Below are 24,512 nucleotides of genomic sequence, written 5' to 3'. Positions count from 1 at the left end.
GGATGCATCCCCGGAGGTCGCCACGCCTGTTGAATCGTCTCCAACCGCTCACGTTGAACCGGCGGCGACGGATGACGCGTACCCTGATGGATTCGTTCTCACTATGATATGATCCGACGTTCCGTCCGGATCTGCTGGTTCAGGGGTACGACCTCTTCGTCATCGGTCGTGTCGTCGAGGAGCAGCCGGCGCGCTGGACAACACCAGATGGTAGCCGCCCGGCCGACCTGCTCGTTGACGTTCCTGAGCGATATACCATCATCACCCCGTTTGTACTTGAGCTCGACGTGCCGGATTACCTGCGCAAGATGACGGGACCCCTCATTCCGCGAGATGACCGTGGGGCAACTGCGTTCCCCGTCGACACGACGCGGCTCGTCGTCGTTGTCGAGGGTGGGACGGTCGACGACTCCTCCGTCGTGCACGCTCCGTCCGAGTTGCTGGCTGTGGGCGAACGAATCCTGCTCGGGCTTGTCGCGACTCGGAGCAACCGAGCGGACGTGGCGTTTGAGCCGCTCGTGCAAACGGCATCCGGACCGGTCTGGTGGGGTGTTGAGCGCTTCATTCTGGGCGATGATGGCTCGGCGACGTACTACGACCGGTCGTTCTCGGCGAGAGAAGTCGTTGGCGGTATCCTCGACGCGCTCGCCTGGGAATCGGGGGCGACTCCCGGCCCGTAGTGCTCAGTCGGCTCCCGACATCACGAGCGCTGCTTCGCTGACGGGCGCGGGGGATGGCACAGCCGGTGCGTCGTGCCAGACGACGACGCCGGTCGGCATCGGCTCGCTGGACTGCCGCAGGAAGATCACCAGGTCGTTGGCGGTTACCCGCCAGTCGTCGATCGACGGGTCGAATGCGCCGGCCAGGTGGCCGGTCCGCAGCCAGTAGCGTATTGCTGCCGGATCGTATTGCAGGAACCGCGACACCTCGTCTACTGTGTAGCCATACATCGTCCGCGTCGCTCGTCGTGCCTGTGCCATTGGGCGCCCCTGCCTGAACATTCACCGTGTACGTACAGAGAGCATATCACGGCTGTGTCAGGCTGTCACGAGACGGAGATCAGCTGTTGAGGCTGCGCCAGACTGCCACCGACGTGAGTGTCAGCAACGGGGCCAGCAGGGCGAGGACAATGATGCGCGTCGATCCGGAAGCGCTGGCGGCGATCACTACCAGCAGGATGATCGCGAGGACGACGCCGGCGATCATCACCGCCGCGCGGATCTGACGGCGGCTCACTCGTTGTCCCCGTCGATCGGGCGGAGCCTGCGTTCCAGCTCGTCGCGGCGATGCTCGAGCCACGGCGGAAGCTTCAGCGCCTGGCCGAGCGACTCCAGCGGCTCATCGATGGCGAATCCGGGGTGAGCGGTGGCGATCTCCAGCAGGTGCCCGTCCGGGTCACGGAAGTCGATGCTGTGGAAATACTGCCGGTCCTGGATGTCCGACACGTTGACGCCCGCGCTGATGATCCGCTCCTGCCAGACCAGCTCGACTGCCTCGTCCGGCACGCAGAAGGCAATATGGTGGATCTGGCCGGGGCCGGCGACGGCGCGCCCGACGGCGTCGTGGTCCACCAGTGTCACGATCAGCCGCTCGGCCGGGGCCGGCCCATCAATCTCGAAGACGAGATCGGCCCGGCCAGGGTTGATCGGGTTTGGATATTCGCCGGCGAGGTCGAAGCCCAGCATGTGCTGGTAGTAGACCGATGCCGTCTCGCGATCGGTCGCCAGCAGCGCGGCGTGGTCGATCCGGCCGATCGCCATCGCGGGCACGAAGAAGACCGGCGCGCCATCCGGCACGTCATCCCCGGCTGGGGCAACCAGCTCGACGATCAGCCCGTCCGGATCGCGGAACCGGATGGCCGGCCTGGTGTGGTCGTGGAACGGCCCTTCCAGGTCGACCCCCTCGCGCTCCAGATGGCCGCGCCACCATGCCAGCGCCGCCCCGCTGGCAACCCGCAGGGCGATGTGCTCCGTCCCGCCCCAGCCGCGCTGGCCATGGGGGGCGTCCGGCCATTCGAAGAAGGTCAGCAGCGACCCCGGCGCGCCGATCTCGTCGCCGTAGCAGACGTGGCGGACATCCGGCATGGTGAGATCGACCGTCTGCTTGACCAGCCGCAGCCGCAGCAGATCGCGATAGAAGCGGGCATTCTCCCGCGCGTCGCGGGTGACCATCGTCAGGTGGTGATAGCCGCGCAGAGGCGCGATCGGGTGATGGCTCATGCCGGCTCCTCGTATGCCAGGCGCGGCGAAGCGTTGTGCCGGGCCATCGACTAGTCTTCCACTCCTGCTGGACGCATTCGCGAGCCACATCGTGGGAACGGATTGTATACGAGCGCGCCCCGCAGCCCGCCGAACACTCTGGCAACCGTGCGAGGGCCGGGGAGGACAATGAGCCACTCGATGACGAGATGCGGTTGCCACCCAGCTCGTCATCGAGCAGGCCGAGCTGTTTGCCAGCGAGGAGACGGCGGGGATGGCCGGCTACGTCAGCTGAGGCAATCTCGTCTCGCCTGTGCCGCTGGCCCCTACCAGCCCCTGTCCGATAGCGCCTCCGCGCCCAGCCGGCGCAGCAGCACCCGCCACTCCGGCGGGTTGTCCGGATGCCACTCGAAGACGGCGCGTTCGAAGTACTGCGTCAGAACGGTGTCGTTGTCCGCGTTCGTCTCCATCATCGGCTCCGAGAGCGGGTAGCCGAAGAGGGCCAGCGATTCGCGGAACGAGACGCCCGGATCCCCGACGTCGAGGCCGCGGCCGGACCAGCAGTCCCAGAATCGTTCGTCGATGGCGTGCCCGGTTGCGGGCATGTAGTGTGGGGCGCTGGGGTCAGCGGTCGGGAACGTGGTCCAGTCGCGACCCTGGCTCACCAGCAGCTCCGCGCCGAGGCGGCCGAGCAGCACGTGGTACGGCGGCGCGTTCTCGGGGTGGTACTCGAAGCGCTGCCGCTCCGTGAGCTGGACGGTGTAGTCCACGCCGGTGTCGGCATTGAGCTCGGAGAATTCCTCGGTCAGCGGGAAGCCGAACACCGGCAGGCCACCATTCGCCTGCCAATACTCAAGGAAGCTCCACGACAGGTAGTGGCTGGTTTCCGGGAAATACTTCCACGTGGCGCCGATTGCGTCCGGGTTGGGGCGTGGCGCGCTCGGCAGGCGGGTGGAGATCGGCGCCGCGTGAATTTCGTTGGTCACCTGATCGTATGGCGGTGGGTACACGTATGGGAATGTCCGTGTCCAGGAGAGTGCTCCGCCAGACGCCGCGACGAGCCCGAATTGCCCGCCCGCGCCATCGACGATATTCGAGGTGACCGCGACAAACGAGGCGTCCGTCTGAAGGTCGTACATCCGAATCAACGGGTTGGCGTTCCAGACGATGTAGCGGCCGTCGGTGGCGAACTGCGTGGCGTCGATCGCGATGTGGCGTGTCACCCCCGTCGTCAGCGATCGGACAGACAGGCCCCCGGCTTCCCGATACACCAGCACATCGCCGCGTGCGTCGAATGGGATCCGCTGCGTGCCTTCGGCAATTGTCAGGTCGTCGCCGGCAGCCAGCGTCGCCAGCCGCCAGGAATCCGTCGCCTCGTCGTGCTCCTGCCAGATCACGTGCCCTTCGGCGACACTGAGATCCTTCACGAACGTCTCCCGGGTTGCGGCGGTGTAGAGGTTGCTCGTGTCGGCGCCAGGATAAGCACCCTGGGCGCGGATGACATCGCGATCGCCGCCGCCAGGAATCCGTTCGACCCAGTAGACGGTGCTGCCGGAGACGCCAACCGGTCCTGGGACCTTGGCTGACGAGAGTTGCCATTGTTCGCCGGTATACAGGTTCTTGGCGAAGACGCCGTGCGGACCCTCGCCGTGGTAGTGGTTCCACGTCGTGGACAGCGCCAGCAGCCCGCCGTCGATATCGAGGTCGACGGCCAGAGCGTCCCAGAGAGTCGAAGGGTTCTCGGGGTCGCCCGTGATGTCAACGCTGACAGGTTCGCCGGTTAACCGATCGATACCGTCGAGCGTGGCTGTCGTGGAGCCCGGAGATTGTGAGGAATAGACGATCCAGATGACGAACCGTCCGTCCGTCCTCAGCCGGGTGATCGAGACCGCGTTCCCGGTGGCTGCCACCAGCGTTGGCTCGTCCCAGGCTCGCGTGGCGCCGGCGCTGCTTGCGAGCGCAGAGCAGGCGAGGAGCAAGACTACGGCGATGCGGACCATATGGCGTGACATGTGGCGCCTCCTGTGCGTTCTCCGATCCACTGGTGTTTTGATCGTTCAGTGCTTGAGGGAACACGAATGATTTGTGTCGGCTGCGGAGGCTACACAACGGAATAACGAATTTGCAGTACTGCGATGGAACCAGAATACGCCCGACGCCCGCTCGGGTCAATGGGGCATCGATCGGTCGCCCGGCCAGCATCACTGACTCGCAATTCGAGTAACGCTCTTCCGCTGTGGCTGTCGGGATTGCTGTGGCGGGGTCGTTAAGAGCACGGGAATGAATCTGCTGATCTCTCGATAGATCTTGCGTTACCCGGCCGATATTCATCGCCTCGCGGGCCGGGATGTTCTCCGACTCCGACCCCGTCCTCGCTATCCTTGCTCGCGTCGAGTGCGTATTGTCAGGCGTCCGGCAGCGGGATTGAGCCGCGTTCCGGGCCGTGGAAGCGCCGGTCGGGCTGATTTGTGCGGTATGCTTGGCGAGGCTCCCGAAGCCTTCACGCATCCTCATCACTTCACCACCACATCACATCACCAACACCATCACCGGTTCGGCTGGTGACTTTTCAGAGAACATGGGTTTCTCTCGCCCGTTTCGCTGGTTGATGAAGGGACACTTTGCATGCCTCGCCGATTACTCGTGTTGTTCGCGACGGTAACGTTGATCTCGGGGCTCTTCCCTGCCGCGACCAGTGCGCTGCCGAAAGATCGGCTCGACCCAAGTCCGATCGACGATGTTCCCAATCCACCATTTATCCCGCCCGCAGCTGGGTTCGATTGGAGCACGCCGAGCCGCTTCGGCCTTGATGCCGACGGCAACGGCATCATCGATTACCACTGGGATCCGGCGACAGCGACCTACGACCATGCATATGTCAACCCGAGCGGCTTTGTCCTGAACTTCGACGGCTGCCAGACCGAGGAGGAGGCCGCCTCCGGCTTGTCGGCCAACACGTACGCCTGGGCGGTCGATGGCGCAGATGCCGGCGCGCCGACCAACAGCTGTCTCTGGCAGCACACGTTCTCCGCCGAGGGGGACTACGACGTGGCGGTGACGATCACGACGCTGGCCGGCGCGACGATGAGCCACTCCCAGATCGTGACGGTCAAGGACGTGTTCATCGTCTCGATCGGCGACTCCTACGGGTCGGGCGAGGGCAACCCCGATATACCGCAGAAGTTCGATGATCTCGGCTTCGTCAGCGCGGGCGCGAAGTGGGTGGACGAGCGCTGTCACCGCTCGGCGACGGCCGGCGCGGCGCAGGCGGCGATGGCGATCGAGCGCGGCGACTCGAAGTCGTCGGTCACGTTCATCTCGCTGGCCTGCTCCGGCGGCACGATCGACGCACCAATCTACAACGGCGACAAATTTGAGGGCAGCGGAATGCTCGGGCCGTTCCGCGGAACCGTCCCGCCGAATCCCGACGACTACTCGCCCGGCGCCTACCTGAAGTCACAGCTCCAGGTGCTCTCCGAGGTGGCGAATGGGCGTGAGATCGACGCGCTGATCGTCAGCGGCGGCGGCAATGACATCCACTTCGCCGACATCATCGCCGACTGCGTCTGGCACAACATGCCGCGCGTCTTCGGCACTGGCGGCCGTTGTCACGAGCAGCCCGCCGTCCTCGACCGTCTGCGGGACGATATGGCGGAACTGCCGAACCGCTATGACCGGCTGGCGAACGCCCTGACAAACCCAACCCCTGATGGTCGGCCGGCGCTGAACATCAAGAATGTCTACATCACCGAATACCCCGACCCGACGGGCGATGCCAACGGCGAGACCTGTAGCTCGATGCTAGGCGAGATTGTCCCGGCCACTCCGTTCGATTTCGCCAAGATCCACATCGACCGCGACGAGGCGGAGTGGGCGCGCAACTCGGTCATCATCCCGCTCAACAATGCGATCCGCGACGCTGCCGAACGCCACGCCGATAAGGGCTGGCATTTCGTGACCGGCATCTCCGAGCAGTTCGCCCGACACGGCTACTGCGCCAACGACAACTGGGTCGTGAGACCGTACGAATCGGCGCGCCAACAGGGACCTGTCTGGAAGACGACGACTTCGTGGGGGCCGATCTTCCTGCTTGAGCTAGAGAGCAGAAGGGCACGATGCACCCCAACGCGGCCGGCCAGCGCGCCTACGCCCGTCAGGTCGTCAAGGCCCTCACGGCTGCTGACGGCCCTGGCCCAAGCTTTACCGCGTCCACCACGTCTGGCGCCATCGCCTCCAGAGTCGGGGCTGCTGGCTGGCTGACCGGCGTCTGTGACGCGGGCGGCGGCTGCGCGTCGGACAGGGCGGTGCTGACCATCGCCACGTTCGACGCGGCCGGCCTCCGCGGCGCAAGCCTCACTGTCAACGGCGCAGATTGCGCGGCCGTCGCGGGCGTGACCTGCGCCGCGGCGCTCGGCAGCGATGGTGTGTACCGCTGGACGATCGAGATCGCTGCCGACGGTATCCACCAGTTTGCGTTCGCCGCCAGTAATCTGGTCGGCGCAAGCTCGACATTCCAGTACGACGCGAAGGTGGACCTCCACGACCCGATCGCCCCGACCGCTACGGTCGTCGCCGGGCTGCCCGGCGCGAACGGCTGGTATCGCTCGGCGGTCGACGTCCGATTCGACGGTCGTGACACAATCGGCGGATCGGGTGTGGCCCTGATCGAATACCACAGCCTGCTGCTGGATGGCGATACGCGCTTCAGCGCTGGTCCGGGCGCGTCTGCCAGCTTCGGCCAGGACAAGGTCGTGCCGGCCGAGGGGTGGACGCTGCCGGACGGCATGGTCCTCGACCCCGGCACGGTTCTGCCAGCGGCCGAGGGTGAATACCTGATCACGTACCAGGCAGTCGATCAGGCCGGCCGGCGCAGCGCCGAGCAGACGCTCATCGTTCAGATCGACAAGACCCAGCCGGCTGTCTTCTGCGACGCCGCCGACGGCCAGTGGCACGCCGCGGACGTCAGTATCCGTTGCGTCGCCAGCGATGCCGCCTCCGGTCTGGACAACGCTAGTGACGTCGCGTTTGTGCTGTCGACCAATGTCACGTTCGGAACTGAGACGACCGGCGCGGCCACGGGGAGTCGTCAGGTCTGCGATGTTGCCGGCAACTGCTCCATCGCGGGTCCGGTCAGCGGGAACAGGGTTGACAAGAATGCTCCAGAGATCACGCTGACCTCCCCCACTGACACGATCTACGTGCTCAACCAGTCCGTCATCGCCAGCTACACCTGTGCCGACGGCGGCTCCGGCGTCGCAGGTTGCACTGGGCCGGTCACCAGCGGCGCGGCGATCGACACGGCGTCGGCCGGAACGAAGCAGTTCACCGTCGATGCCATCGACAACGTCGGCAACGCGGCCACCGTGAGCGTCGGGTATGGTGTGACCTATAACATCGCCACGCTCTACGATCAGGATGAGGCGCACCGGCCCGGTAGCTCGCTGCCGGTCCGGCTGCGGTTGACCGACGCGAAGGGGGCGAACGTATCGGACGCCGAGATCATCCTCAACGCGGTGCAGCTGACGACGCTCGATGGTGGCGCCGCGACACGTCCCCACACCGCCATCAGCGCAAACCGGGATAGTAACTTCCGCTACGATTCGCGGCTCCGCGGGTACGTCTACGATTTCCAGATTCGCGGCCGTGTGGCCGGCGTCTGGGCGATCACGTTCACCGTTGCTGGCGACCCGGTCGAGCACACCGTCACGTTCCGCATGCGGTAGCCCTGCCTGTCGGAGACATCACGCGGCCCTGGCGAGATTGCCGGTGCCGCGTTTTTGTGGGCTTCATACTGCGAAACATGCCGTAGCTGTGACAGCTAGTGTCTGTGAACGCGCTCCGACGGCTGGTGATGCTCAGCCGCAAGCACAGTATCGTCAGGGGCTGCTGTGCACCCGCCGATCACGTCGTAGCCGGCAGCCATCTACGATCTTGCCCGCGCAGTGGTTGATGGATATCTACTGCCGCGACAGCATAAGGTTGCGCCAGATCTCCGACCCTCTCGTTCCCCCGTACATCCATCCGGCCTATACTCGGGGCTGCTGAGATGGCATGAGTGATCGTGAGAGGGAACGGCATGGATCAGAAGCTTCTCGACGGGCTGGAGTGGCGCAGCATCGGGCCGACGCGCGGTGGGCGCGTCGTCACGGTGGCCGGCCACGCGTCGATGCCCGCGACTGCCTGGTTCGGCTCGACCGGCGGCGGCGTCTGGAAGATCCGACGACGGCGGTCAACACTGGAGGAACATCTCCGACGGCTTCTTCAAGCGCGCCTCGGTGGGCGCGATCGCCGTTGCCGAGTCCGACCCCAACGTCATCTACGTCGGCATGGGCGAGTCGACCATCCGCGGCAACGTCTCCCACGGCGACGGCGTCTACAAGTCCACCGACGGCGGCAAGACCTGGCAGCACCTCGGGCTGGCCGAAGACGCGCAACATCGGCAAGGTGCGCGTCCACCCGACCAACCCCGACCTCGTCTACGTCGCTGCCTTCGGTCACGCCCACGGCCCGAACCCCGAGCGCGGGCTCTACCGCTCGAAGGACGGCGGCGAAGACCTGGGAGCAGCATCCTCTTCGTCTCCGACCGACGCCGGCGCGAACGACCTGTCGCTCGACCCGAACAACCCGCGGATCATCTACGCCGGCTCTTGCGAGGCCGAGCGCGGCCCGCATTACATGAGCTCAGCGGCGGCCCCGGCTCGCGGCATCTTCCGCTCGCTCGATGGCGGCGACACCTGGACAGGATCTGACCGAGCGGCCCGGCGTGCCAGAGGGGATTCTCGGCAAGATCGGCCGTCGTCGCCTCGCCGCCAGCCCGGCCGCGTCTACGCCATGTTCGAGGCACGAGGAGGGCGGCGTCTTCCGCTCCGACGACAGCGGCGAGACCTGGGAGCGGACCAGCGACGACCGCAACCTGCGCCAGCGCGCCTGGTACTACTCGCACATCGTCGCCGACCCGTGCGACGCCGACACTGTCTGGGTGCTGAACGTCGAGCTCTGGCGCTCGGTCGATGGCGGCAAGACCTTCCAGCAGGTCCCCGCCCCGCACGGCGACAACCACGACATGTGGATCGACCCGACCAACACCGACCGGATGATCCTCGGCAACGACGGCGGCGACGATGGTCACCTTCAACGGCGGCGGCTCGTGGTCTACCCTCTACAACCAGCCGACCGGCGAGTTCTACCACGTCGCCACCGACACCCGGACGCCCTACCGCGTCTACGGCGCGCAGCAGGACAACACGACGATGTCGCTGCCCAGCCGGTCGAACTACGACGCCATCATCATCAACGAATGGCGCGAGATCGGCGGCGGCGAGAGCGGCTACATCGCCATTCGCCCCGACGACCCCGATATCGTCTACGCCGGCTCGATGCAGGGCTTCCTGACCCGCTACGACCACGGCCGCGAGCAGAGCGCGCAACATCAGCCGTCTGGCCGGAGAACTTCCATCGGCGATCGCTGCGGCCGAGGCATGAAGTACCGCTTCCAGTGGACCTCGCCGATCGTCCTCTCGCCGCACGACCCGACACGCCTGCTACGTCGGCGCGCAACTACGTCTTCCGCACGACCAACGAGGGCCAGTCAGCTGGGACATCGACTCAGCCCCGACCTGACCCGCGACGACCCGGAGACGCTGGGCTCGTCCGGCGGCCCGATCACCAAGGACAACACCGGCGCCGAGGTACTACGGCACGATCTTCACCATCGCCGAGTCGCCGGTTACGCCCGGGCGTCATCTGGACCGGCTCCGACGACGGACTGGTCCACGTCACTCGCGACGGCGGCGCAGACATGGCAGCCGACGTCAGCCCGACGGGGCTGCCCGACTGGGCGCTCATGCTCGCTGATCGACGCCAGCCCGCACGACGACCAGACCGGCCTACGCTGGCCGCCACACGCTACAAGCTCGACGACTTCGCCCCCTACCTCTTCCGCACGACCGACGGCGGCAAGACCTGGACGACGATCACCAACGGCATCCCGCACGACGACTTCACCCGCGTCGTCCGCGAGGATCCGAAGCGGCGCGGCATGCTCTATGCCGGCACCGAGACCGGCATCTACATCTCGTGGACGACGGTGGCAACTCGTGGCAGCGGCTGGGCGGCAACCTGCCGGTCGTGCCAATCCACGACCTGATCATCACGCGGCGACGAGCTCGTCGTCTGCACCCACGGCCGCAGCTTCTGGATCCTCGACGACCTCGAGGTCCTGCGCCAGATGGGCGACGCCGCCGGCCAGACGCGCCTGTTCGCCCCGCGCGAGACGCTGCGCCTGGGCCAGCTGGCGGGGCTTCGGCCACGCGCCGGTTCCCGGCCGGAACTACTGGTTCGTCGGCGGGATGATCCCGTCTTACAACGTTGAGAAGACCGCCGAGGGCGGCACCAAGTTCACCTACACCGACGCCGGCAACAACCCGCCGTATGGCGTCTTGCTCCACTACGCGCTGGCCGAGACGCCGGCCGATCCGATCCGGCTGGAGATCCTCGACGCCAGCGGCAACGTCATCCGCGAGTACGCCAGCAAGCCAGCGGCCGACGCCGACGACGCCGAGGACGACGGCCAGCCGAAGCTGCCAACCAGCGTCGGGCTGAATCGCTTCGTCTGGGACCTGCGCTACGCCAATGCCGAGAAGATCGCGACCAAGGGCGGCGACCAGCCCGGCGTCGGCGGCCCGCTCGCCGCGCCGGGGAGCTATCAGGCGCGCCTGACAGCCGGCGGCGAGACGTTGACCGTGCCGATTGTCGTCACTCCCGATCCACGCCTGACGACGACGGCCGACGACTTCGCCGCCCAGACGGCGCTGGGCCTGAAGATCCGCGACACGCACGGCGAGCTGAACCGCGCGGTGAACCGCATCCGCGCCCTGCGCGAGCAGGCGAACGGCTGGGTCGGGCGCGCGAAGGACGCTGCGTCGGGCGAGGCGATCGCCGCGGCCGGCAAGGCGCTCGTCGACAAGCTCGACGCGATCGAGGGCGAGCTGCTGCAGGTCAAGGTGCAGTCCGTCCAGGACACGCTCAACTACCCGGTCAGGCTCAACACCAAGCTTGCCACCCTCGGCGGCGCGCTGGAGACGGCCGACGCCGCGCCGACCCGCCAGATGGAGGATCTCTACGCAGACCTTGCCGGGCGAATCGGCGAGCAGCTCAAGGCGTTCGATGCCGTCGTCGCGACGGACGTCCCAGCCTTCAACGCCGCCGTCCAGCAGGCCAGCATCCCGGCCGTCGCCGGGTAACTCATTCTGTCTCTGGATAGCCGGAGAACACAGCGACAGGCCGGGGCGGTCAGACGACTATCCCGGCCTGTTTACTCCCCTCTCCAAATCATGGCACGAGCAGTACATCCCCGGTGAACAGCAGAGTCGTTGCCGATGCCACGAAACGAGAGGGATCATCGAGCATGTACATCGGGGGAGGCCTGCTGGTCCTGATCCTCATCGTCCAGGACCTTCCTGTTGGAATGAAGACGGCCGGAACGCAACACCGCGCCCCGGCCGTCTTCGTGTCCCCATACTGTCCTACCGCCGCAGGTGCGGCTTGTAGTGGCCTGCGCCGGTGTTCGTCGCAATGTTGAGTCGGTTCCAGCAGTTGATCGCGTTGATCGCCATCAACAGCGCGACGTACTGCGCCGCGTCGTAGTGCTGGCGGACGCGCTCGTAGACGTCGTCCGGCACGCCGCGCTGAGAGATGTTGGTGACCGCTTCGGTCAGCTCCAGCGCCGCGCGCTCGGCGTCGGTGTAGTAGGGCGCTTCGCGCCAGGCGCTCAGCAGATAGATCCGATGTTCCTTCTCGCCTGCCTCACGGGCATCGATCGTGTGCATGTCTATTCATTGGCCGCATCCGTTGATCTGCGAGGCGCGAATGTCGATCAACATGACCAGCGCCGGATCGAGCCCGCTGTCATGGACCGCCTGGCTCATCGCCAGCATTGGCTTCGTTACGTCCGGATTGGCCTGCATGGCCCGCATCCGTGGTTCCACTACACGTTCCTTCCCCAGGTGTTTGCCAGACACTCTCTGGTCATGATTCAACGCGAGCAAGATGCATGCCGGGTGTGATTTCCGGCGCGACGCATGTCCGCCAGCACGCAACACCCCCATCCCGGATTCCGGGATGGGGGGCGCCTGATGCCGAGCCTGTCCTAGCGCCGCAGGTGCGGCTTGTAGTTGCCGGCGCCGGTGTTGCTCGCAATGCTGAGCCGGTTCCAGCAGTTGATCGTATTGATCGCCATCAGCAGCGCGACGTACTGCGCCTCGTCGTAGTGCTGACGGACGCGCTCGTAGACGTCGTCCGGCACGCCGGCATGGGAGATATTGGTGACCGCTTCGGTCAGCTCCAGCGCCGCGCGTTCGGCGTCGGTGTAGTAGGGCGCTTCGCGCCAGGCGCTCAGCAGATAGATCCGATGTTCTTTCTCGCCTGCCTCACGGGCATCGATCGTGTGCATGTCTATTCAAAAGCCACACCCGTTGATCTGCGAGGCGCGAATATCGATCAGCTCGATGAGGGATCTGTCCAGCTCGCTGTCGCCGACGGCCTGACTCATCGCCATCATCGGCTCGGTCACCTGGGGGTTCGCTTTCCCCGTGTTTAGCCGTGGTACCACCACCATCTCCTTTCCCGAGTGCCGCCGCGCATCGTACGACGAGGTATTGACCTATACAAGAGTCGGAATGATCAGCGTATTCCCGCTCCCGCCTTTGCGCCGGACCAGAACCCTGCTGCGGACAGGCCGGCGACGATCCCGCTCAGCAGGGCCGTCGCCGCGCTCGTCTCGCCGGCCCCCGCGAGATTCGCGAACACCCCCGCCAGCGCTCCGATGATGACCGCCGCGGCCCCCGCCCAGCGGCTGGCCAGCCCGGCATCTTTCGCCACCTGGACGAGCCCCAGCGTCAGCGGCAGCGCGATCGTGTAGATCGTCAGGTCGATGGTGGTCATGGTTTCTCCTTTCGGGGTGTCAGGGATGGGGGGATGGGGAGGCTGGCCCTCACCCCCTGCCCCTCTCCCAACCCTGGGAGAGGGGTGTCATGCGCCCTCGCCCCAGCATTGAGAGAGGGATGTCATGGGTCAGTTACTCGCCCTCACCCAATCCTGGGAGAGGGGTGTCATGGGTCAGTTACTCCCCCTCGCCCAGCATTGGGAGAGGGGGATGGGGGGTGAGGGCCGTGGCGAGCGCTTTCGCTCCCAGCCGCCGGAGCTGCACCTTCCAGAGGTCGTCGCTTTCCGGATGCCATTCGAAGATGGCGCGCTCGAAGTACTGGATGGTCTGCCCGCTCTCGCTCAGCTCGTCGGTTAGCGGGTAACCGAAGATCGGCAGACCGCCGCGCGATTGCCAGAATTGCCAGAACGCCCCGCCGACCGAGTGGCCGGTCTCGGGGAACCATTGCTGCGTCTCCACCGGCGCAAGCCTCCCTCGGCGATACGGCACGACGAAATCAGCCATCAGCGTGCCGGGACAGTCGGTCGATGACAGCTCCTGGTGTCCCCAGACCTCTTCGACCGGCGTACCGGTCAGCGCGCGCCAGGTGTCGATCAGTCCGCGCAACGACTCCAGTTGCGCTGGCGTGGCGCGCTGCTTGTCGCCGATCGGGACGTGAACCGCGAGGGCGGTCTCGTTCTGTGCCGTCACGCCGCAGTGCCAGAGGACATCTTCGAGGTCGCGGCAGAGATAGCGCGCGCCGTCGTCGCCGATCGCGACGTGGTACATCAGTCCGTCCCCATAACAGGCCGGCCGCTCAGGTTTCGCCCAGTCCTTGTCGACGTGGTAGCGTGCTTCGGCCTGCAGGACGGCCAGCGTATTGGCCCGGTCGCGCACCTCCGGGCCGGAGTAGTGGACGACGACACCGCGCTTCTCCGCAAGCGGCCTGCGCGCGTACGGGCCGGCCGGAACGCCATCGGCCGGAGAGCGACGCGCCAGCAGGTGGCGAACGTCGGTGAGGCCCAGCCCCTCAACGACCCCTCCCTGGGTGGTCGCGTCGCGCCACGAGTTCATCAGCGCGACGACGGCGGCTGTGTAGGCAGCGGAGTCCGACTCCGTCCAGATCGCCAGGACCTGGCCGATCGTCGTCCTCCCTTCCTTTACATAGCGATAACCCGGGTCGGTGACGCGGTACATGCCGTCGCGGACCGAGTCGAAGATGTGTGGCGTAGCGCACGTAGTCCGACTTACGGATCGAATCGTGGACGACCTCCCATCCGCCGATCGATGGGTCGCGGACGCTCCGCGCGTTGGTCCACGAGCGCGTGTCGTTGCGCCAGAGGACGGAGTCGCGGTTCGTCCCGTAGCTATGCTCGCGGGCGCAGATCGCCAGCCAGATGGCTGGATCGTGGCCGGCGCCGACGATGAGGTCGTGGATCTCGCCAGCCTGGCCGGCCCACGGCGAGCCGGCCTCGGCCAGCACGCCGACGAATCGGTCCCGCGTCATTCGCGGCGTGGCAACAAAGGAATCACGCTCGGTGATATGCACGATTGTTCCTTTCAGTCGTCAACGGGGGACGGGGGACGAGGGACGGGTATTCAGAGCGCACAACCTCTAACCCCCTCTCCCAGCATTGGGAGAGGGGGCAGGGGGTGAGGGCCGTCTTCCCCATCCATCCCTCGTCCCTACCGTTCCGACCATCTCGACCTCGAATACCGCGATGGCGTCGTGGTCGGAAGGGCGCGGGGTTTCTTCGCGGAGAGCAACGATGCGGACAGGACGGGCGGGCGAGCCGTCGATGTCCTGGAACGTCGTCGTGCCACCGGCCTGCCAGAGCGCCCAGAGCGCGGCGCGGACCTGCGCTGGCGTCCGGGGATCGAGCTGGCCAGCGCGGTTGATCGCCCGGTCGCGGGCGCGGATGCGGAGTTGCCCCAACGACGGCGAGGATCGCCGGGCGTCTCGTGCTCGGCCCAGATGGTCCGAACGGCCGGGGGCAGGCCGGAGACGCGCGTCATCGTGGCCCGCAGCAGGATTGCCGGGGCGGTTGCGTCGATCTCCAACTCGACAGAAGCGGCACTGGTTGTGACACTCGTCGCCGGCCCGGCGCTCTGCCACGTCGCTCCGCCGTCGGTCGAGTAGTCCAGCGCGATCGTCCACTCGCCAATGGTCGCGCCATCCAGCCGGCCCAGCGTGACCCCGACCCGACTCCAGCGCTTCTCTCGCTCCGGCTCGCCAGCATCGATCGGGTGGGTGGTCATCGTGACGGAGCTGACGAGGGCCGCAAGCTGTCAATCTGTCGTCGAGATTCCTGGCGGCAAGGACGCCGGTCGACCGGTCGATCGTGACGATCCTCCCGCCGCCATCGGCGGTTGGCGTGCCGAGCGGACCGCCGGGATCGGCCACGGCGAGCCTCCACCAGCCTGTGCCGTCGTAGCCCCACAGCTGCGTGGCCGTCGGCGTGGCGCGTGGTGTGACGCTCACCATCAGCCAGCCGTTGACGACTGCCGCGCCGGATGTCGCCGCGCCGTCCAGACCGGCCGGCAGCCACCACCCGCGCGCGGTGTCGTGCCAGACCACGCGCTTCCCGAGCCAGGCCACAAGCCGGCCGTGGAAGACGACGAGCCAGGCAAAGTCGTCGGTGTCCTGAAGCTGGCCAGCGACGGTGCTCCAGGCGGCAAGGCGGAGGCTGTCGTCCGGCGGGGGCGGGTCGGCTTCCTGATACCACTCGCCGGAGAGACGATGCAGGCCCGCGTCGGTGGCGATAACCATGCCGTCGCCGAACGAGGCGAGCGCGCGAATTCGAGCGTCGAGCTTCCACGAGCGTCGATAGGCGAGGCTACTGCCGAAATAGATATGGAGGTTGGCCGGCGCGGTAGGCCCGACAACCACGACGCCGCGGCTGTGCGAGCCGAGCATCGACGCCTTGACGCCCGCGCCGAGCGCCGACGATGTCAGGGTCGTTGTCGCATCGTTCCAGCTGGCGACATCGGCCGTCGCGCCGAAGCCGATGAAGAGCAGGCCGTTCGCGCGGGTCAGGCAGGTTGCCGCGGCCGGCAGGGTCGCCCGGGTGGCGGGGGCGTGACCGACCGCGCGATCCCAGCGATACAGCGTTGTGCCGCTGGCGATGAACAGATACTCCCCGTCGCTGGCGCACAGCGCAGGCTGGCCGGAGGTGATGCTGCCAGCGACGATCTGAGCCGCCGGCCCAGGACCGACTCCGCCAGCCCTGTCCGGTAACGCGCCGAGGCTGGCGAGGACGCCATCCGCCGCCGTCACCCGCTGCCGTCCGACCCGAGCGCCTCCCGGGCTGCCGGCTGCCAATCGGTAACCACCCGGCATGATCATGTAGGCCGCGCCGCCGAGAGTGATGTCGTAGTCGGGCATGAGGGGTTCCTTTCAGAGTTGGGTGGGCGGCCCTCACCCCCCCCCGCCCCCTCTCCCAACCTTGGGAGAGGGGGGTGTCATGGGTCGGACGTGTTGCTGCGGTGTTCCTGTTCCCCTTCTCCCAACCTTGGGAGAGGGGGGTGTCATGGATCGGACGTGTTGCTGTGGCGTTTCTGTTCCCTTCTCCCAAGGCTGGGAGAGGAGAGAAGAGCGGCGTCGATGTCGCCGCTGATCGCGGCCACCACTCCCATCTTTGGGGGCGAGGACGAGGGAGACGACAGCCGATGCGTCCGATCTATGACACCCCTCTCCCAGGGTTGGGAGAGGGGCGGGGGGTGAGGGCCTACCCCACGACGCTCGCGCGGAGTCGCCGCGATCTCTCGCTCAGCGCGCTCTCGGCCGCGGCCCGGGCGCGATTCAGGAGGTCGTGGTCGGTCGGAATCCCGCGCTTGGCGTTCTGGATGGCCCGGGCATCGACGGCGGCCGCGACGGCCAGAAGGACGACGAGACCCTCGTCGGCGGCTGGCAGGGTGGTCACCGACTGCGGCGACAGGTGCCAGACCCGGACGTTCTGCGCGGCCAGCGGCCGGGAGAAGCGCAGCAGCCCGGCGAATACTTCCCAGGCCAACCGCTCTCCGGCGATCGATCCCGACGGCGCTCCCCGGCGTGGGACGACCTCGCCGCTCGCCAGCGTTACCCGGCGCACCGCGAATGCGCCGGCCGGCAGCGCGACGCTCTTGTCCCCGTTGCCGACGGCGACGACGCTCTCGATCTCCGCCGGATACCGGTCCGAGTACTGCTCCAGCGCGCCGGTCAGGCACTCGTCGAGCTCGGTGTCGGTCCATACGGCCGGGGTCGCCTCTTCTAGCCGGGTCCGCAGCCGCGCACGGAGCGCGTTGAGGGTGGTCATACGGGTGTTCCACTTCTCCCGGCGTGCCGTATCCTGTCCGGGCTACATTCGATTCGAATGATTGGGGAATCACGATGGCGCTGTTATCGATGAAGACGTTTCGGGCCGAGCCGGGGCGGGAGGATGATCTCGTTCAGCTGATGCGCGACGCAAAGAAGGAGATGCTACGGGTCGATTCACGCCGGACGGTGCGTGTCTTCCGCGTGGTAGACGGGCCGGACGCCGGCAATGTCAGCATCGCAATCGAGTACGAGGGCCTGGAGGCGTTCCGCGAGATCCGGGCGAAGGAGCAGGCCGACGCGGGCTGGCAGGCAATTGGCGACCGAGCCAACGGCCCGGATCGCCCGGCCGAGACGCTGCGGTATGTCCAGATGGAGGAGATCGCGTAATCGAGGGATGGGGATGAGGGCAGGATCGCTTTCGGCCTTCGATCGTCCCTTCGATCCAGGGGAACGGGTATCAGCAAACGACCGGACATTCCCTTATCCCAGCATTGGGAGAAGGGGCAGGGGATGAGGGCCATCTCCCTCATCCCCCATCCAGCACCCCTTCGTATCCGATGGTGTGCAGCGCCGCGGCCTCGTCGAGAACCTCGGCCCAGCGGCGGTCGGGATCGGACTCGCCGAGGATAGCCATCGCCTGCCGGCGCGAGTGGACGCCGCTGGCCACGAGGCGCGACTCGCCGCGAACCAGCTTCTCGCGATCGCTCGGCAGGATCTCCTGCCAGATCGGGCGGGTCCGGCGCAGGCCGGCCAGTGGCAGACCGCCGAAGCGCTCCAGCAGGTCCAGCACCAATGCGTTGCGCTGGGCGTAGACGGCGTCCCACACTCGCCGTTTACGCGTCACCTTCTGGACAAGCGGCTGGATCTCGACTTCCAGCGCGACGCCAGAGAGCGAGCGGCCCGAATCGCCGAAGGCAGTCCGCGGCGTCTCGGAAAGATCGTGCAGCTGACGATAGAGCAAGTTGACGTAATCAATATGCATGCCGATCCCACTGCCGAGCATGTCGAGCAGGTAGGCCTTCGACGCCTCCGGGAGCTCCCAGACTGCGCCCGGCTCGGCGCGGATACCTTCGCTGCCGGAGACGTTCTCCAGCACGGTGACCGGGTAGCCGCTGACCTGGAGGATGTGGGAGATTGTCGTCATTCGCTGATTCAGCTCGCGACAGACGTCGACCAGGTCTTCGAGGTCGGACGCGCCCCAGAACTCGTGCGGTCGGGGGACGTTCGGATAGATCACATACGGCACCCATCCGTAGGGATTCGCCGCGTCGATGACCACCGCGCCGTCGACCTCGACACGATATCGATCGGCGAGCCAGTCCTCGATGACCGTGAGCGGCCGGCCACCGCCCGTGGCCGCGTTCAGCGGCCGGCCAAACAGCCGCTCGGCCTCCGCCGGCAGGACGCGGTAGCGCTGGATAGCGCGGTAGATCGTGCGCGGGTCGTCTGGCTCCCACCACGCCCAAAGGCCGGCCGGATCGACCGGCGCGACCACCGGGCGACGGTGGCGATCGCTCCAGGTGACCTTGAATGCGCCATCACCGAGAACGGCCGCGTCGAGTGCCGACTGCACATCTGCGGCGTGCTGGTCGATCTCGTCGTAAACGGCCGCCAACGCCCGCTCGGCCAGCCGGATGGTCTCCTCCGGCACGTCTGACGTTCCGGGCAGGACATCGAACGTCACCGGCGCGGGCATCAGATAGGCGACCGCCTTGCGAACCAGGACACGCGCGTAGTTGAGCACGATTCGCGTCTCCCCGGCTCTCCGGGCGCCGGTCCACTGCCGGCCGTCGTAGAAATCGAGGTGTTCCTGATAGCGGTTCATCCGCTGCGTATCCTGGGTCAGCAGCCATGCCGCCAGCCGGCCGGCCGTGGGAGCGGCGACGGGGTGCATCGGGACTCCTTTCGAGACACGAGATGCCGTGGAATATGCAGGGGAGCGAGATCAGCTCGCGTTGATGCCCTTCAACCGCTGGATACCGAGCGGACCCATCAGCGCCAGCCCGCAATACCACTTGATCCGGTTTCGCGTCGCATCCTTCGTCTCGAGCTCCCCGACCTGCTCGACCTGAATGCCGCCGTTCTCGAGACCAGTGATGCCCTGCCGGCCGAACTTCACCGCATAGATGCTCGAGCAGACAGCGCCGCTCGACCCCTGTACCTCGTTCGTCGGGATCCAGTCATCGACCAACAGCGGGATGCCGTCGTAATAGAGTGCGCGCAGGCCGAACGCGTCGACCCCCGTCTCAAGCAGATTACCGCTCGCCCGCCGCAGCGCGCTCAACTTCCGCCGCGTCCGCTTCGACATCAGCAGCGCGTCCGGCCGGCCCGGCATGATCGTGTCGACCAGCGCATCCATCATGTCCAGCGTCAGCGCCGCGCCGTTCGCGCCCGCCGTCGTTTCCCGGCTCTCCGCCGCCGTCAACTTCGCCAGCCCGTCGAACTCGTTGGGAAAACCAACCGAGTCCCCTTGGTAGAACTTCTTGCTGAACTCATACGCCGTCGCCTTCGCCTTCGACAGCAACACCTCGGCTTCGAGGTCGTTGGGATTCCGGTACGTCTGCTGTAGGAAATTGTCGACGTCCGCGTCACCGCCGAGGATCTTCAGCACGGCAGTCTTCTGCGTGAACGTTGGCGTGCCCTCGTTCCACGTGTCGCCCGGCGCGTACCAATCGATCGTCGGCGCCGCGTTCTCGCGGTTGTAGGTGATCGCCGTGCCGATCACGTCCTCGAACGGCAGCATCTGCAACACGCTCGACTCCATGATGATCGTCTCGATCACGCCCGCGAGAAGCACGTCGTTCGTCAGCTTCGCCGCTTCAACCTTCGTCATCGCCATCTGGACATTCCCTTCGTGTCGAAATCTGGTGGTCGAGCCCTGCTAGCGCCGGATCGCGTCGATGCCGGCCCGCACCTTGGCCGCCGGCCCGAGGTCAGCCAGGTTCAGTTCGCGTGATCGGATCACATTGCCTGAGGGGACAGGGGGAGTGGTCGTGGCTGCCGTCACCTCGGCGACGCGGGCAAAGGCGGCGCGAGCGGCCGGCAGGCTATCGAGCATCTCGCGCAGCGATGCCCCCTGGACCAGTTCCGGGATCACATCGGGATTGGCCTGCACGATCAGATCGCGCAGCAGCGCCGCGTCATCGCCGATCCGTGGCTCCGGATCCCGGTCCGCCTCGATCGCATCGTGGTCGCTCATCGGTCCTCCGTTCGATGGTGTTGGGGTCGTCCGTTACAACCCCTCTACTATTCGAACGGGATCTGGAACGAAAAATGGGACATTTAGGGTCGAAGAGCTTATGCCTGCGTCATTTCACGCCCTCGCGCCGCCAGCCAGACGATTGCCCCGCCGCTCACCGGCAGCAGGATCATCGCGATTCGCAGCGAGCTCAGCTCGGCGACCCAGCCGATCGCGGGCGGGGTCACCATGAACGCGAGATAGGTGACGATCATGACGACCGCCGTCAACTCGCGGCTCCGATCCGGAAGGCGAGCAGCGGCGGCGCTCATGACAGTCGGGAAGATGCCGGCCACACCGAGCCCGACGAGCGCCAGCGCCGCCATCGCCAGCGGGACACTCCCGGCGACGACGAGTAGCAGCCCGCCAGCGCCGATCCCGATGCCGGACGCCAGTAGCGAGACGCGTGGGCCGGATCGGGCGACGAGCGGCGTGTTCGCCAGCCGGCCGGCGAACATCGTCGCGTTGAAGAGCGCGAAGCTCGCCCCGCCCGCCGCAGCCGAAGCGCCCAGCTCTTCGCGCAGATAGATCACGGCCCAGATGAAGGCGACACTCTCGACGACGATGCCGAAGAGAATGATCCCGATCAGCGTGCGCACCGCGCCGGAGGCCAACACCACCCGCCAGTCGCCGCGCTCCTCCCTGGCCGATTCGCCGGTCGGCGGGTAGGCGATAAACAGCGTGGCAACGAAGGTGAGCAGGCTGAAGCCAGCCGCGCCAACCAGGAGAGCGTTGTAGCTGGCGCCGGCCGCCAACCCGATCCCCGCGCCGATCGCGCCAACCACTGCGGCGATGCTGAACCCCGCGTGCATCACGTTCATCCGCGCCCGCCGGGCCAACCGCTCCCAATCCACCGAACCCTGGATCATCGCGCCATCGAGCAGGCCGGTGCCGGCCCCGAGGATGGCCAGCGCGACAATGAGCGTGGCCAGCGATCCTGCCCCCGCCAGGCCGAGCATGGATGCGGTGATCAGCGCAAGCCCAACCAGCGCAATGCTCCGAGTGCCCGTCCTCGCCGCCACTCGGGCATAGAGGACGACCGCGGCGATTGAGGCGAACGATGCCGCGAGTTGGGCGGTGCCGAACGCGCCGGACCCAATCCGCAGCGCGTCGACCATCTCCGCCCAGACGACCCCGCGCACCCCGGCGATGATCCCGAACAACGCGAAGTGGCTGAGGATCAGCCCGAAGGCCGGCCCCGGCCGCCAGTGTTCAGCCGCCACCGTTGTTCTCGACCCCTTTGCCCGCACGCGCCCTCCCCACCCGACTCCACGACCGACGAAGCGTAGCAGGGATGGGGGAAGTCGAGGGATGAGGAATGAGGCAAAGGGGATGAGGAGAGGTGAGGATGGGGGTGCGCGCGGCATCCGTGGCGGCAATGGCGGCGAATACGAGAGGCGTCCCTGCGAGCCTCATCCCTTCGTCAGTAATACACCGTCAGGGTTCGGTGATATGGGTCTGTGTTCGCCGGCAGGGACTGGCCTGCCTGCCAGAGCGCCCAGTCGATCGCGTAGGACGGCGTCGGCCGGCCCCGACGGCTCAGCTCCTGACGCAGCAGCTCGACCGCCCAGACCGTGCTGGCGCGGATCTCCAGCTCCTCGTCGCTGTCCGGCGGGATCAATTCGCAGCGCGCGATCTTGCCCGCCAGATCTGGCTCGTAGGACAGCACCCCGAACTGGCGCAGCACCTGTGGCACCTTGTAATCGGCGAAGGCGGTGAGAGTGTCGAGGTCGTGGAACGCGCCCAGCCCCTGGCCGGCGAACGCGCCGAACACATCGGCAACAAGGATCTGCGCGCGCTTGTAAAACCGAGCCTCGCGTTGACCCCACGGGGCAGTGTCGCGGAACGACGGCAGCGCCCGCAGCACCTCGGCAACCAGCCTCGGCGCGGATCCGCGAGCTGCCCGGATCGCGTGCAGGAACGACCCGTCCCAGCGCTCGACCAGCGCCACGCCGACCTCACGGAGATGTGTCATCCGTGCGTGGAGCAGCGGGATCGCCTCGCTCCCCGGGTCGCCGGCCAGCAGCTCGGTCACCTCCGCCTCGGTGATCGTGCCCAGCAGGTCGCCATCCCACAGCGGATAGCCCCCCTCGACGGCCCGCCGTAGCGCGACCGCCAGCGCCGCGTAGCCGTCGTAGGTCGTGCCCTGATAGGTCACCTGCCAGCGCGGTCGGTCGGAGCCAGGCAACGACCAGAAGCAGAAGTTCAGCGCGTCGACCACCAGAACCAGATTGGCCAGCTTCGCCGGATCGTCCGATATCGGATGAAGCATCCTGTCCCAGTCCGCCGTCGGCGCGGGCAGCCCCTCGATCAACGCCGCCGCACGCTGAACCTGCTGCTGATCGATCCGCACCTGCCTCGCCTGCTCGACGATCGGCTGCGTGCTCTCCAGCACCCGCAGGGGATCACGCGAAACATCCAGCTCCAGCCGCACCACCATCCGCGCTCTCCTCTCACCTCTCAGTGGCCCCCAGAATACCGGTAACTCCCGTGCCAGCAAAGAAGGGCGTGACTTTCTCGCAAGGGTAAACCTCGTGCGCGCCCCACCTCCAACCCATCATCCCTTCGCATGCTATTCTCGTCCCGGCGACCCGCGCCCGACGAGAAGGAGAGAACCAGTGCCCGACATCACGCTCGACACCAGCACCGAACGCGGCCGCCACGTCGCAGCCCGCCTGCGCGGCGACATCGTCGCCTGGCTCACCACCGTCCGCCCCGACGGCCAGCCGGACACGGTCCCCGTCTGGTTCCTCTGGGATGGCGCGACGGCTGTCATCTATAGCCGGCCGAACCAGGTCAAGCTACGCAACGTCGCCAGCAACCCCCGCGTCTCCCTCGTCGTCGACGACACCCACGGGGGCGCAGACGTCATCCGCATCGAAGGCGCCGCCGCCATCGACGAGTCGCACCCCGCCTGCGACGCCTCTCCCGCCTACGTCGCCAAGTACGAAGCACACATCATCGACCTCGGCTACACCCTCCCCGAATTCGCCGCCACCTATTCCGCCCCCCTCATCATCACCCCGACAAAGTACCGGACGTAGGCGCCGCGCAGCCTCTCCCGCCGCCTTGTCATCCTGAGCGCGCACGCGAAGGATCTCTCCTGCGTTCGACCGCAGCCGGCCGGGGGAGATCCTTCACTGCGGTTCAGGATGACAAAGGGAGGGGGTGGGGGCGCTGCCGTCCCCCCGTCCCTCGTCCCCCATCCCCCCGAATGTCCCATTTTTCGTCCCAGAACGCGTTCGAATAGTAGAGGCCCTGAATACCTCTCGTCTCCCGCTTCGACGAAAGGCGCGTCATATGCCCCCTGATCGCCATGCCGAGATGGTCGCTCTCGGCCAGGATCCTTCCCTCGCGAACGAGCTCGCCGCGGCGCGGTTGGTCCTGGGCCGGCTGCTCGATGCGATGGACGACGCCAGCGACGACCGCCGCCTCGCCCAGGGCGTCGCGAGCCTGTGCAACGTCATCGTCCGCACCATCCAGACGCAGTCCCGGCTGGACAACCCCGCCAGCGAGCTCGACGGCGAGATCGCCCGCGCACTCGACGAGCTCGACGCCCAGGAGGTGACGCGTGATCGACACGACCCGCATACCCCGACTCGCCCGTGTCCTCCTCGGCCGCCGGCCCGAGCCGCCGCGCCGGCCCGTCGATCTCGATCCGGCAAGCGTCTACGAAGTCGTTACCCGCCAGATGGTCGAAGACCTCGTCCGTGAAGTCACCGCCACCCGCCAGCGCGTCGACTCCCTCTTCTACCTCGTCGTCGCCGCCGTCATCGGCGAAATCCTCTCGCGGATTGTTTGAGGGACGGGGGACGAGGCAAACGCGAACGGCTCGCCAATGCTGCCCAACTCCCCCCT

General features: G+C 66.8%; 25 protein-coding genes. 7 read left to right on the top strand and 18 right to left on the bottom strand.

Translation table 11 applies throughout. The features are described from left to right. Nucleotides 1-308 precede the first annotated feature (308 nt). Nucleotides 309-680, top strand: coding sequence for a hypothetical protein (locus V9F06_01555; protein ID MEI2616308.1), 372 nt, complete (start codon nucleotides 309-311; stop codon nucleotides 678-680). Nucleotides 681-683: 3 nt separating this feature from the next. Here V9F06_01555 and V9F06_01550 read toward each other — a convergent pair whose 3' ends face one another. The 4 genes from V9F06_01550 to V9F06_01535 form a co-directional block, all read right to left on the bottom strand. After that, on the bottom strand, nucleotides 684-980 hold the full coding sequence (locus tag V9F06_01550) for a helix-turn-helix domain-containing protein (GenBank protein MEI2616307.1): 297 nt from the start codon (nucleotides 978-980) through the stop codon (nucleotides 684-686). A 79-nt stretch (nucleotides 981-1,059) separates the two neighbouring features. After that, nucleotides 1,060-1,236, bottom strand: coding sequence for a hypothetical protein (locus tag V9F06_01545; protein MEI2616306.1), 177 nt, complete (start codon nucleotides 1,234-1,236; stop codon nucleotides 1,060-1,062). Continuing rightward, nucleotides 1,233-2,219 (bottom strand): VOC family protein, encoded by a 987-nt coding sequence (locus V9F06_01540; GenBank protein MEI2616305.1) that lies wholly within the window; start codon nucleotides 2,217-2,219, stop codon nucleotides 1,233-1,235. The genes V9F06_01545 and V9F06_01540 overlap by 4 nt, the downstream gene beginning before the upstream one ends. Before the next feature lie 305 nt (nucleotides 2,220-2,524). Continuing rightward, nucleotides 2,525-4,210, bottom strand: coding sequence for a hypothetical protein (locus V9F06_01535; GenBank protein MEI2616304.1), 1,686 nt, complete (start codon nucleotides 4,208-4,210; stop codon nucleotides 2,525-2,527). Nucleotides 4,211-4,823: 613 nt separating this feature from the next. Between V9F06_01535 and V9F06_01530 the strand changes: the two genes are divergently transcribed. Continuing rightward, nucleotides 4,824-6,458, top strand: coding sequence for a hypothetical protein (locus V9F06_01530; protein ID MEI2616303.1), 1,635 nt, complete (start codon nucleotides 4,824-4,826; stop codon nucleotides 6,456-6,458). Between the two features lie 1,883 nt (nucleotides 6,459-8,341). Here the strand turns inward: V9F06_01530 and V9F06_01525 are convergent. Next, nucleotides 8,342-8,662: a hypothetical protein gene (locus V9F06_01525; GenBank protein ID MEI2616302.1), complete on the bottom strand. Its 321-nt coding sequence runs from the start codon at nucleotides 8,660-8,662 to the stop codon at nucleotides 8,342-8,344. 257 nt (nucleotides 8,663-8,919) lie between these two features. On the opposite strand from V9F06_01525, the gene V9F06_01520 reads away from it, so the two are divergent. Continuing rightward, the gene (locus V9F06_01520; GenBank protein MEI2616301.1) at nucleotides 8,920-10,344 is read left to right on the top strand and encodes a hypothetical protein; all 1,425 of its coding nucleotides are present in this window, start codon (nucleotides 8,920-8,922) and stop codon (nucleotides 10,342-10,344) included. 202 nt (nucleotides 10,345-10,546) lie between these two features. Continuing rightward, a complete protein-coding gene (locus tag V9F06_01515) occupies nucleotides 10,547-11,440 on the top strand; it encodes a hypothetical protein (protein MEI2616300.1) in 894 nt (297 codons plus the stop codon). Nucleotides 11,441-11,722: 282 nt separating this feature from the next. On the opposite strand, the gene V9F06_01510 is transcribed toward V9F06_01515, so the two are convergent. The 7 genes from V9F06_01510 to V9F06_01480 all read right to left on the bottom strand — a co-directional run bounded on the left by V9F06_01510 (nucleotide 11,723) and on the right by V9F06_01480 (nucleotide 17,414). Continuing rightward, complete coding sequence (locus V9F06_01510; protein ID MEI2616299.1) at nucleotides 11,723-12,025, bottom strand: carboxymuconolactone decarboxylase family protein; 303 nt, start codon at nucleotides 12,023-12,025, stop codon at nucleotides 11,723-11,725. Between the two features lie 6 nt (nucleotides 12,026-12,031). Then, complete coding sequence (locus tag V9F06_01505) at nucleotides 12,032-12,184, bottom strand: carboxymuconolactone decarboxylase family protein (GenBank protein MEI2616298.1); 153 nt, start codon at nucleotides 12,182-12,184, stop codon at nucleotides 12,032-12,034. Nucleotides 12,185-12,345: 161 nt separating this feature from the next. Then, nucleotides 12,346-12,813: a carboxymuconolactone decarboxylase family protein gene (locus tag V9F06_01500; GenBank protein ID MEI2616297.1), complete on the bottom strand. Its 468-nt coding sequence runs from the start codon at nucleotides 12,811-12,813 to the stop codon at nucleotides 12,346-12,348. 65 nt (nucleotides 12,814-12,878) lie between these two features. Next, on the bottom strand, nucleotides 12,879-13,139 hold the full coding sequence (locus tag V9F06_01495; GenBank protein ID MEI2616296.1) for a hypothetical protein: 261 nt from the start codon (nucleotides 13,137-13,139) through the stop codon (nucleotides 12,879-12,881). 178 nt (nucleotides 13,140-13,317) lie between these two features. Beyond that, nucleotides 13,318-14,316, bottom strand: a complete 999-nt coding sequence (locus tag V9F06_01490) for a peptidoglycan recognition family protein (protein MEI2616295.1) — start codon at nucleotides 14,314-14,316, stop codon at nucleotides 13,318-13,320. 418 nt (nucleotides 14,317-14,734) lie between these two features. After that, nucleotides 14,735-16,504 carry a hypothetical protein gene (locus V9F06_01485; GenBank protein MEI2616294.1) on the bottom strand — a complete coding sequence of 590 codons (1,770 nt, stop codon included), beginning with the start codon at nucleotides 16,502-16,504 and terminating at the stop codon, nucleotides 14,735-14,737. A 343-nt stretch (nucleotides 16,505-16,847) separates the two neighbouring features. After that, entirely contained in the window at nucleotides 16,848-17,414 is a 567-nt protein-coding gene (locus V9F06_01480; GenBank protein MEI2616293.1) for a hypothetical protein, read from the bottom strand. A 74-nt stretch (nucleotides 17,415-17,488) separates the two neighbouring features. On the opposite strand from V9F06_01480, the gene V9F06_01475 reads away from it, so the two are divergent. Further along, nucleotides 17,489-17,803, top strand: coding sequence for a hypothetical protein (locus tag V9F06_01475; GenBank protein MEI2616292.1), 315 nt, complete (start codon nucleotides 17,489-17,491; stop codon nucleotides 17,801-17,803). Nucleotides 17,804-17,942: 139 nt separating this feature from the next. Here the strand turns inward: V9F06_01475 and V9F06_01470 are convergent, their stop codons facing one another. The 5 genes from V9F06_01470 to V9F06_01450 form a co-directional block, all read right to left on the bottom strand. Next, entirely contained in the window at nucleotides 17,943-19,310 is a 1,368-nt protein-coding gene (locus V9F06_01470) for a phage portal protein (GenBank protein MEI2616291.1), read from the bottom strand. 51 nt (nucleotides 19,311-19,361) lie between these two features. Beyond that, nucleotides 19,362-20,255, bottom strand: a complete 894-nt coding sequence (locus tag V9F06_01465; GenBank protein MEI2616290.1) for a major capsid protein — start codon at nucleotides 20,253-20,255, stop codon at nucleotides 19,362-19,364. 42 nt (nucleotides 20,256-20,297) lie between these two features. Continuing rightward, nucleotides 20,298-20,615, bottom strand: coding sequence for a hypothetical protein (locus V9F06_01460; GenBank protein MEI2616289.1), 318 nt, complete (start codon nucleotides 20,613-20,615; stop codon nucleotides 20,298-20,300). Nucleotides 20,616-20,713: 98 nt separating this feature from the next. Further along, nucleotides 20,714-21,877, bottom strand: a complete 1,164-nt coding sequence (locus V9F06_01455) for an MFS transporter (GenBank protein ID MEI2616288.1) — start codon at nucleotides 21,875-21,877, stop codon at nucleotides 20,714-20,716. 200 nt (nucleotides 21,878-22,077) lie between these two features. Continuing rightward, entirely contained in the window at nucleotides 22,078-23,094 is a 1,017-nt protein-coding gene (locus tag V9F06_01450) for a queuosine salvage family protein (GenBank protein ID MEI2616287.1), read from the bottom strand. 178 nt (nucleotides 23,095-23,272) lie between these two features. Here V9F06_01450 and V9F06_01445 point away from each other — a divergent pair, with 178 nt between their 5' ends. Continuing rightward, complete coding sequence (locus V9F06_01445; GenBank protein MEI2616286.1) at nucleotides 23,273-23,698, top strand: TIGR03667 family PPOX class F420-dependent oxidoreductase; 426 nt, start codon at nucleotides 23,273-23,275, stop codon at nucleotides 23,696-23,698. Nucleotides 23,699-23,801: 103 nt separating this feature from the next. On the opposite strand, the gene V9F06_01440 is transcribed toward V9F06_01445, so the two are convergent. Next, complete coding sequence (locus tag V9F06_01440) at nucleotides 23,802-24,236, bottom strand: hypothetical protein (protein ID MEI2616285.1); 435 nt, start codon at nucleotides 24,234-24,236, stop codon at nucleotides 23,802-23,804. Between V9F06_01440 and V9F06_01435 the strand changes: the two genes are divergently transcribed. Further along, the gene (locus V9F06_01435) at nucleotides 24,226-24,456 is read left to right on the top strand and encodes a hypothetical protein (protein MEI2616284.1); all 231 of its coding nucleotides are present in this window, start codon (nucleotides 24,226-24,228) and stop codon (nucleotides 24,454-24,456) included. The two genes, V9F06_01440 and V9F06_01435, sit on opposite strands and share 11 nt — an antisense overlap. Nucleotides 24,457-24,512 lie beyond the last annotated feature (56 nt).

The sequence above is a fragment of the Thermomicrobiales bacterium genome, assembly GCA_037045155.1.
GTDB lineage: Bacteria > Chloroflexota > Chloroflexia > Thermomicrobiales > CFX8 > JAMLIA01.
The sequence above is the reverse complement of the archived record's forward strand: the minus strand, read 5'-3'. Positions and strand labels throughout refer to the sequence as shown.

What these genes read in the sequence shown, in the direction of transcription:
- V9F06_01490 (MEI2616295.1), bottom strand. Translation starts at nt 14,316, where the DNA reads ATGTACCGCGTCACCGACCCGGGTTATCGCTATGTAAAGGAAGGGAGG.
- V9F06_01555 (MEI2616308.1), top strand. Translation starts at nt 309, where the DNA reads ATGACGGGACCCCTCATTCCGCGAGATGACCGTGGGGCAACTGCGTTC.
- V9F06_01540 (MEI2616305.1), bottom strand. Translation starts at nt 2,219, where the DNA reads ATGAGCCATCACCCGATCGCGCCTCTGCGCGGCTATCACCACCTGACG.
- V9F06_01530 (MEI2616303.1), top strand. Translation starts at nt 4,824, where the DNA reads ATGCCTCGCCGATTACTCGTGTTGTTCGCGACGGTAACGTTGATCTCG.
- V9F06_01475 (MEI2616292.1), top strand. Translation starts at nt 17,489, where the DNA reads ATGGCGCTGTTATCGATGAAGACGTTTCGGGCCGAGCCGGGGCGGGAG.
- V9F06_01510 (MEI2616299.1), bottom strand. Translation starts at nt 12,025, where the DNA reads ATGCACACGATCGATGCCCGTGAGGCAGGCGAGAAGGAACATCGGATC.
- V9F06_01495 (MEI2616296.1), bottom strand. Translation starts at nt 13,139, where the DNA reads ATGACCACCATCGACCTGACGATCTACACGATCGCGCTGCCGCTGACG.
- V9F06_01485 (MEI2616294.1), bottom strand. Translation starts at nt 16,504, where the DNA reads ATGCCCGACTACGACATCACTCTCGGCGGCGCGGCCTACATGATCATG.
- V9F06_01515 (MEI2616300.1), top strand. Translation starts at nt 10,547, where the DNA reads ATGATCCCGTCTTACAACGTTGAGAAGACCGCCGAGGGCGGCACCAAG.
- V9F06_01465 (MEI2616290.1), bottom strand. Translation starts at nt 20,255, where the DNA reads ATGGCGATGACGAAGGTTGAAGCGGCGAAGCTGACGAACGACGTGCTT.
- V9F06_01550 (MEI2616307.1), bottom strand. Translation starts at nt 980, where the DNA reads ATGGCACAGGCACGACGAGCGACGCGGACGATGTATGGCTACACAGTA.
- V9F06_01535 (MEI2616304.1), bottom strand. Translation starts at nt 4,210, where the DNA reads ATGTCACGCCATATGGTCCGCATCGCCGTAGTCTTGCTCCTCGCCTGC.
- V9F06_01520 (MEI2616301.1), top strand. Translation starts at nt 8,920, where the DNA reads ATGGCGGCGACACCTGGACAGGATCTGACCGAGCGGCCCGGCGTGCCA.
- V9F06_01460 (MEI2616289.1), bottom strand. Translation starts at nt 20,615, where the DNA reads ATGAGCGACCACGATGCGATCGAGGCGGACCGGGATCCGGAGCCACGG.
- V9F06_01480 (MEI2616293.1), bottom strand. Translation starts at nt 17,414, where the DNA reads ATGACCACCCTCAACGCGCTCCGTGCGCGGCTGCGGACCCGGCTAGAA.
- V9F06_01470 (MEI2616291.1), bottom strand. Translation starts at nt 19,310, where the DNA reads ATGCACCCCGTCGCCGCTCCCACGGCCGGCCGGCTGGCGGCATGGCTG.
- V9F06_01450 (MEI2616287.1), bottom strand. Translation starts at nt 23,094, where the DNA reads ATGGTGGTGCGGCTGGAGCTGGATGTTTCGCGTGATCCCCTGCGGGTG.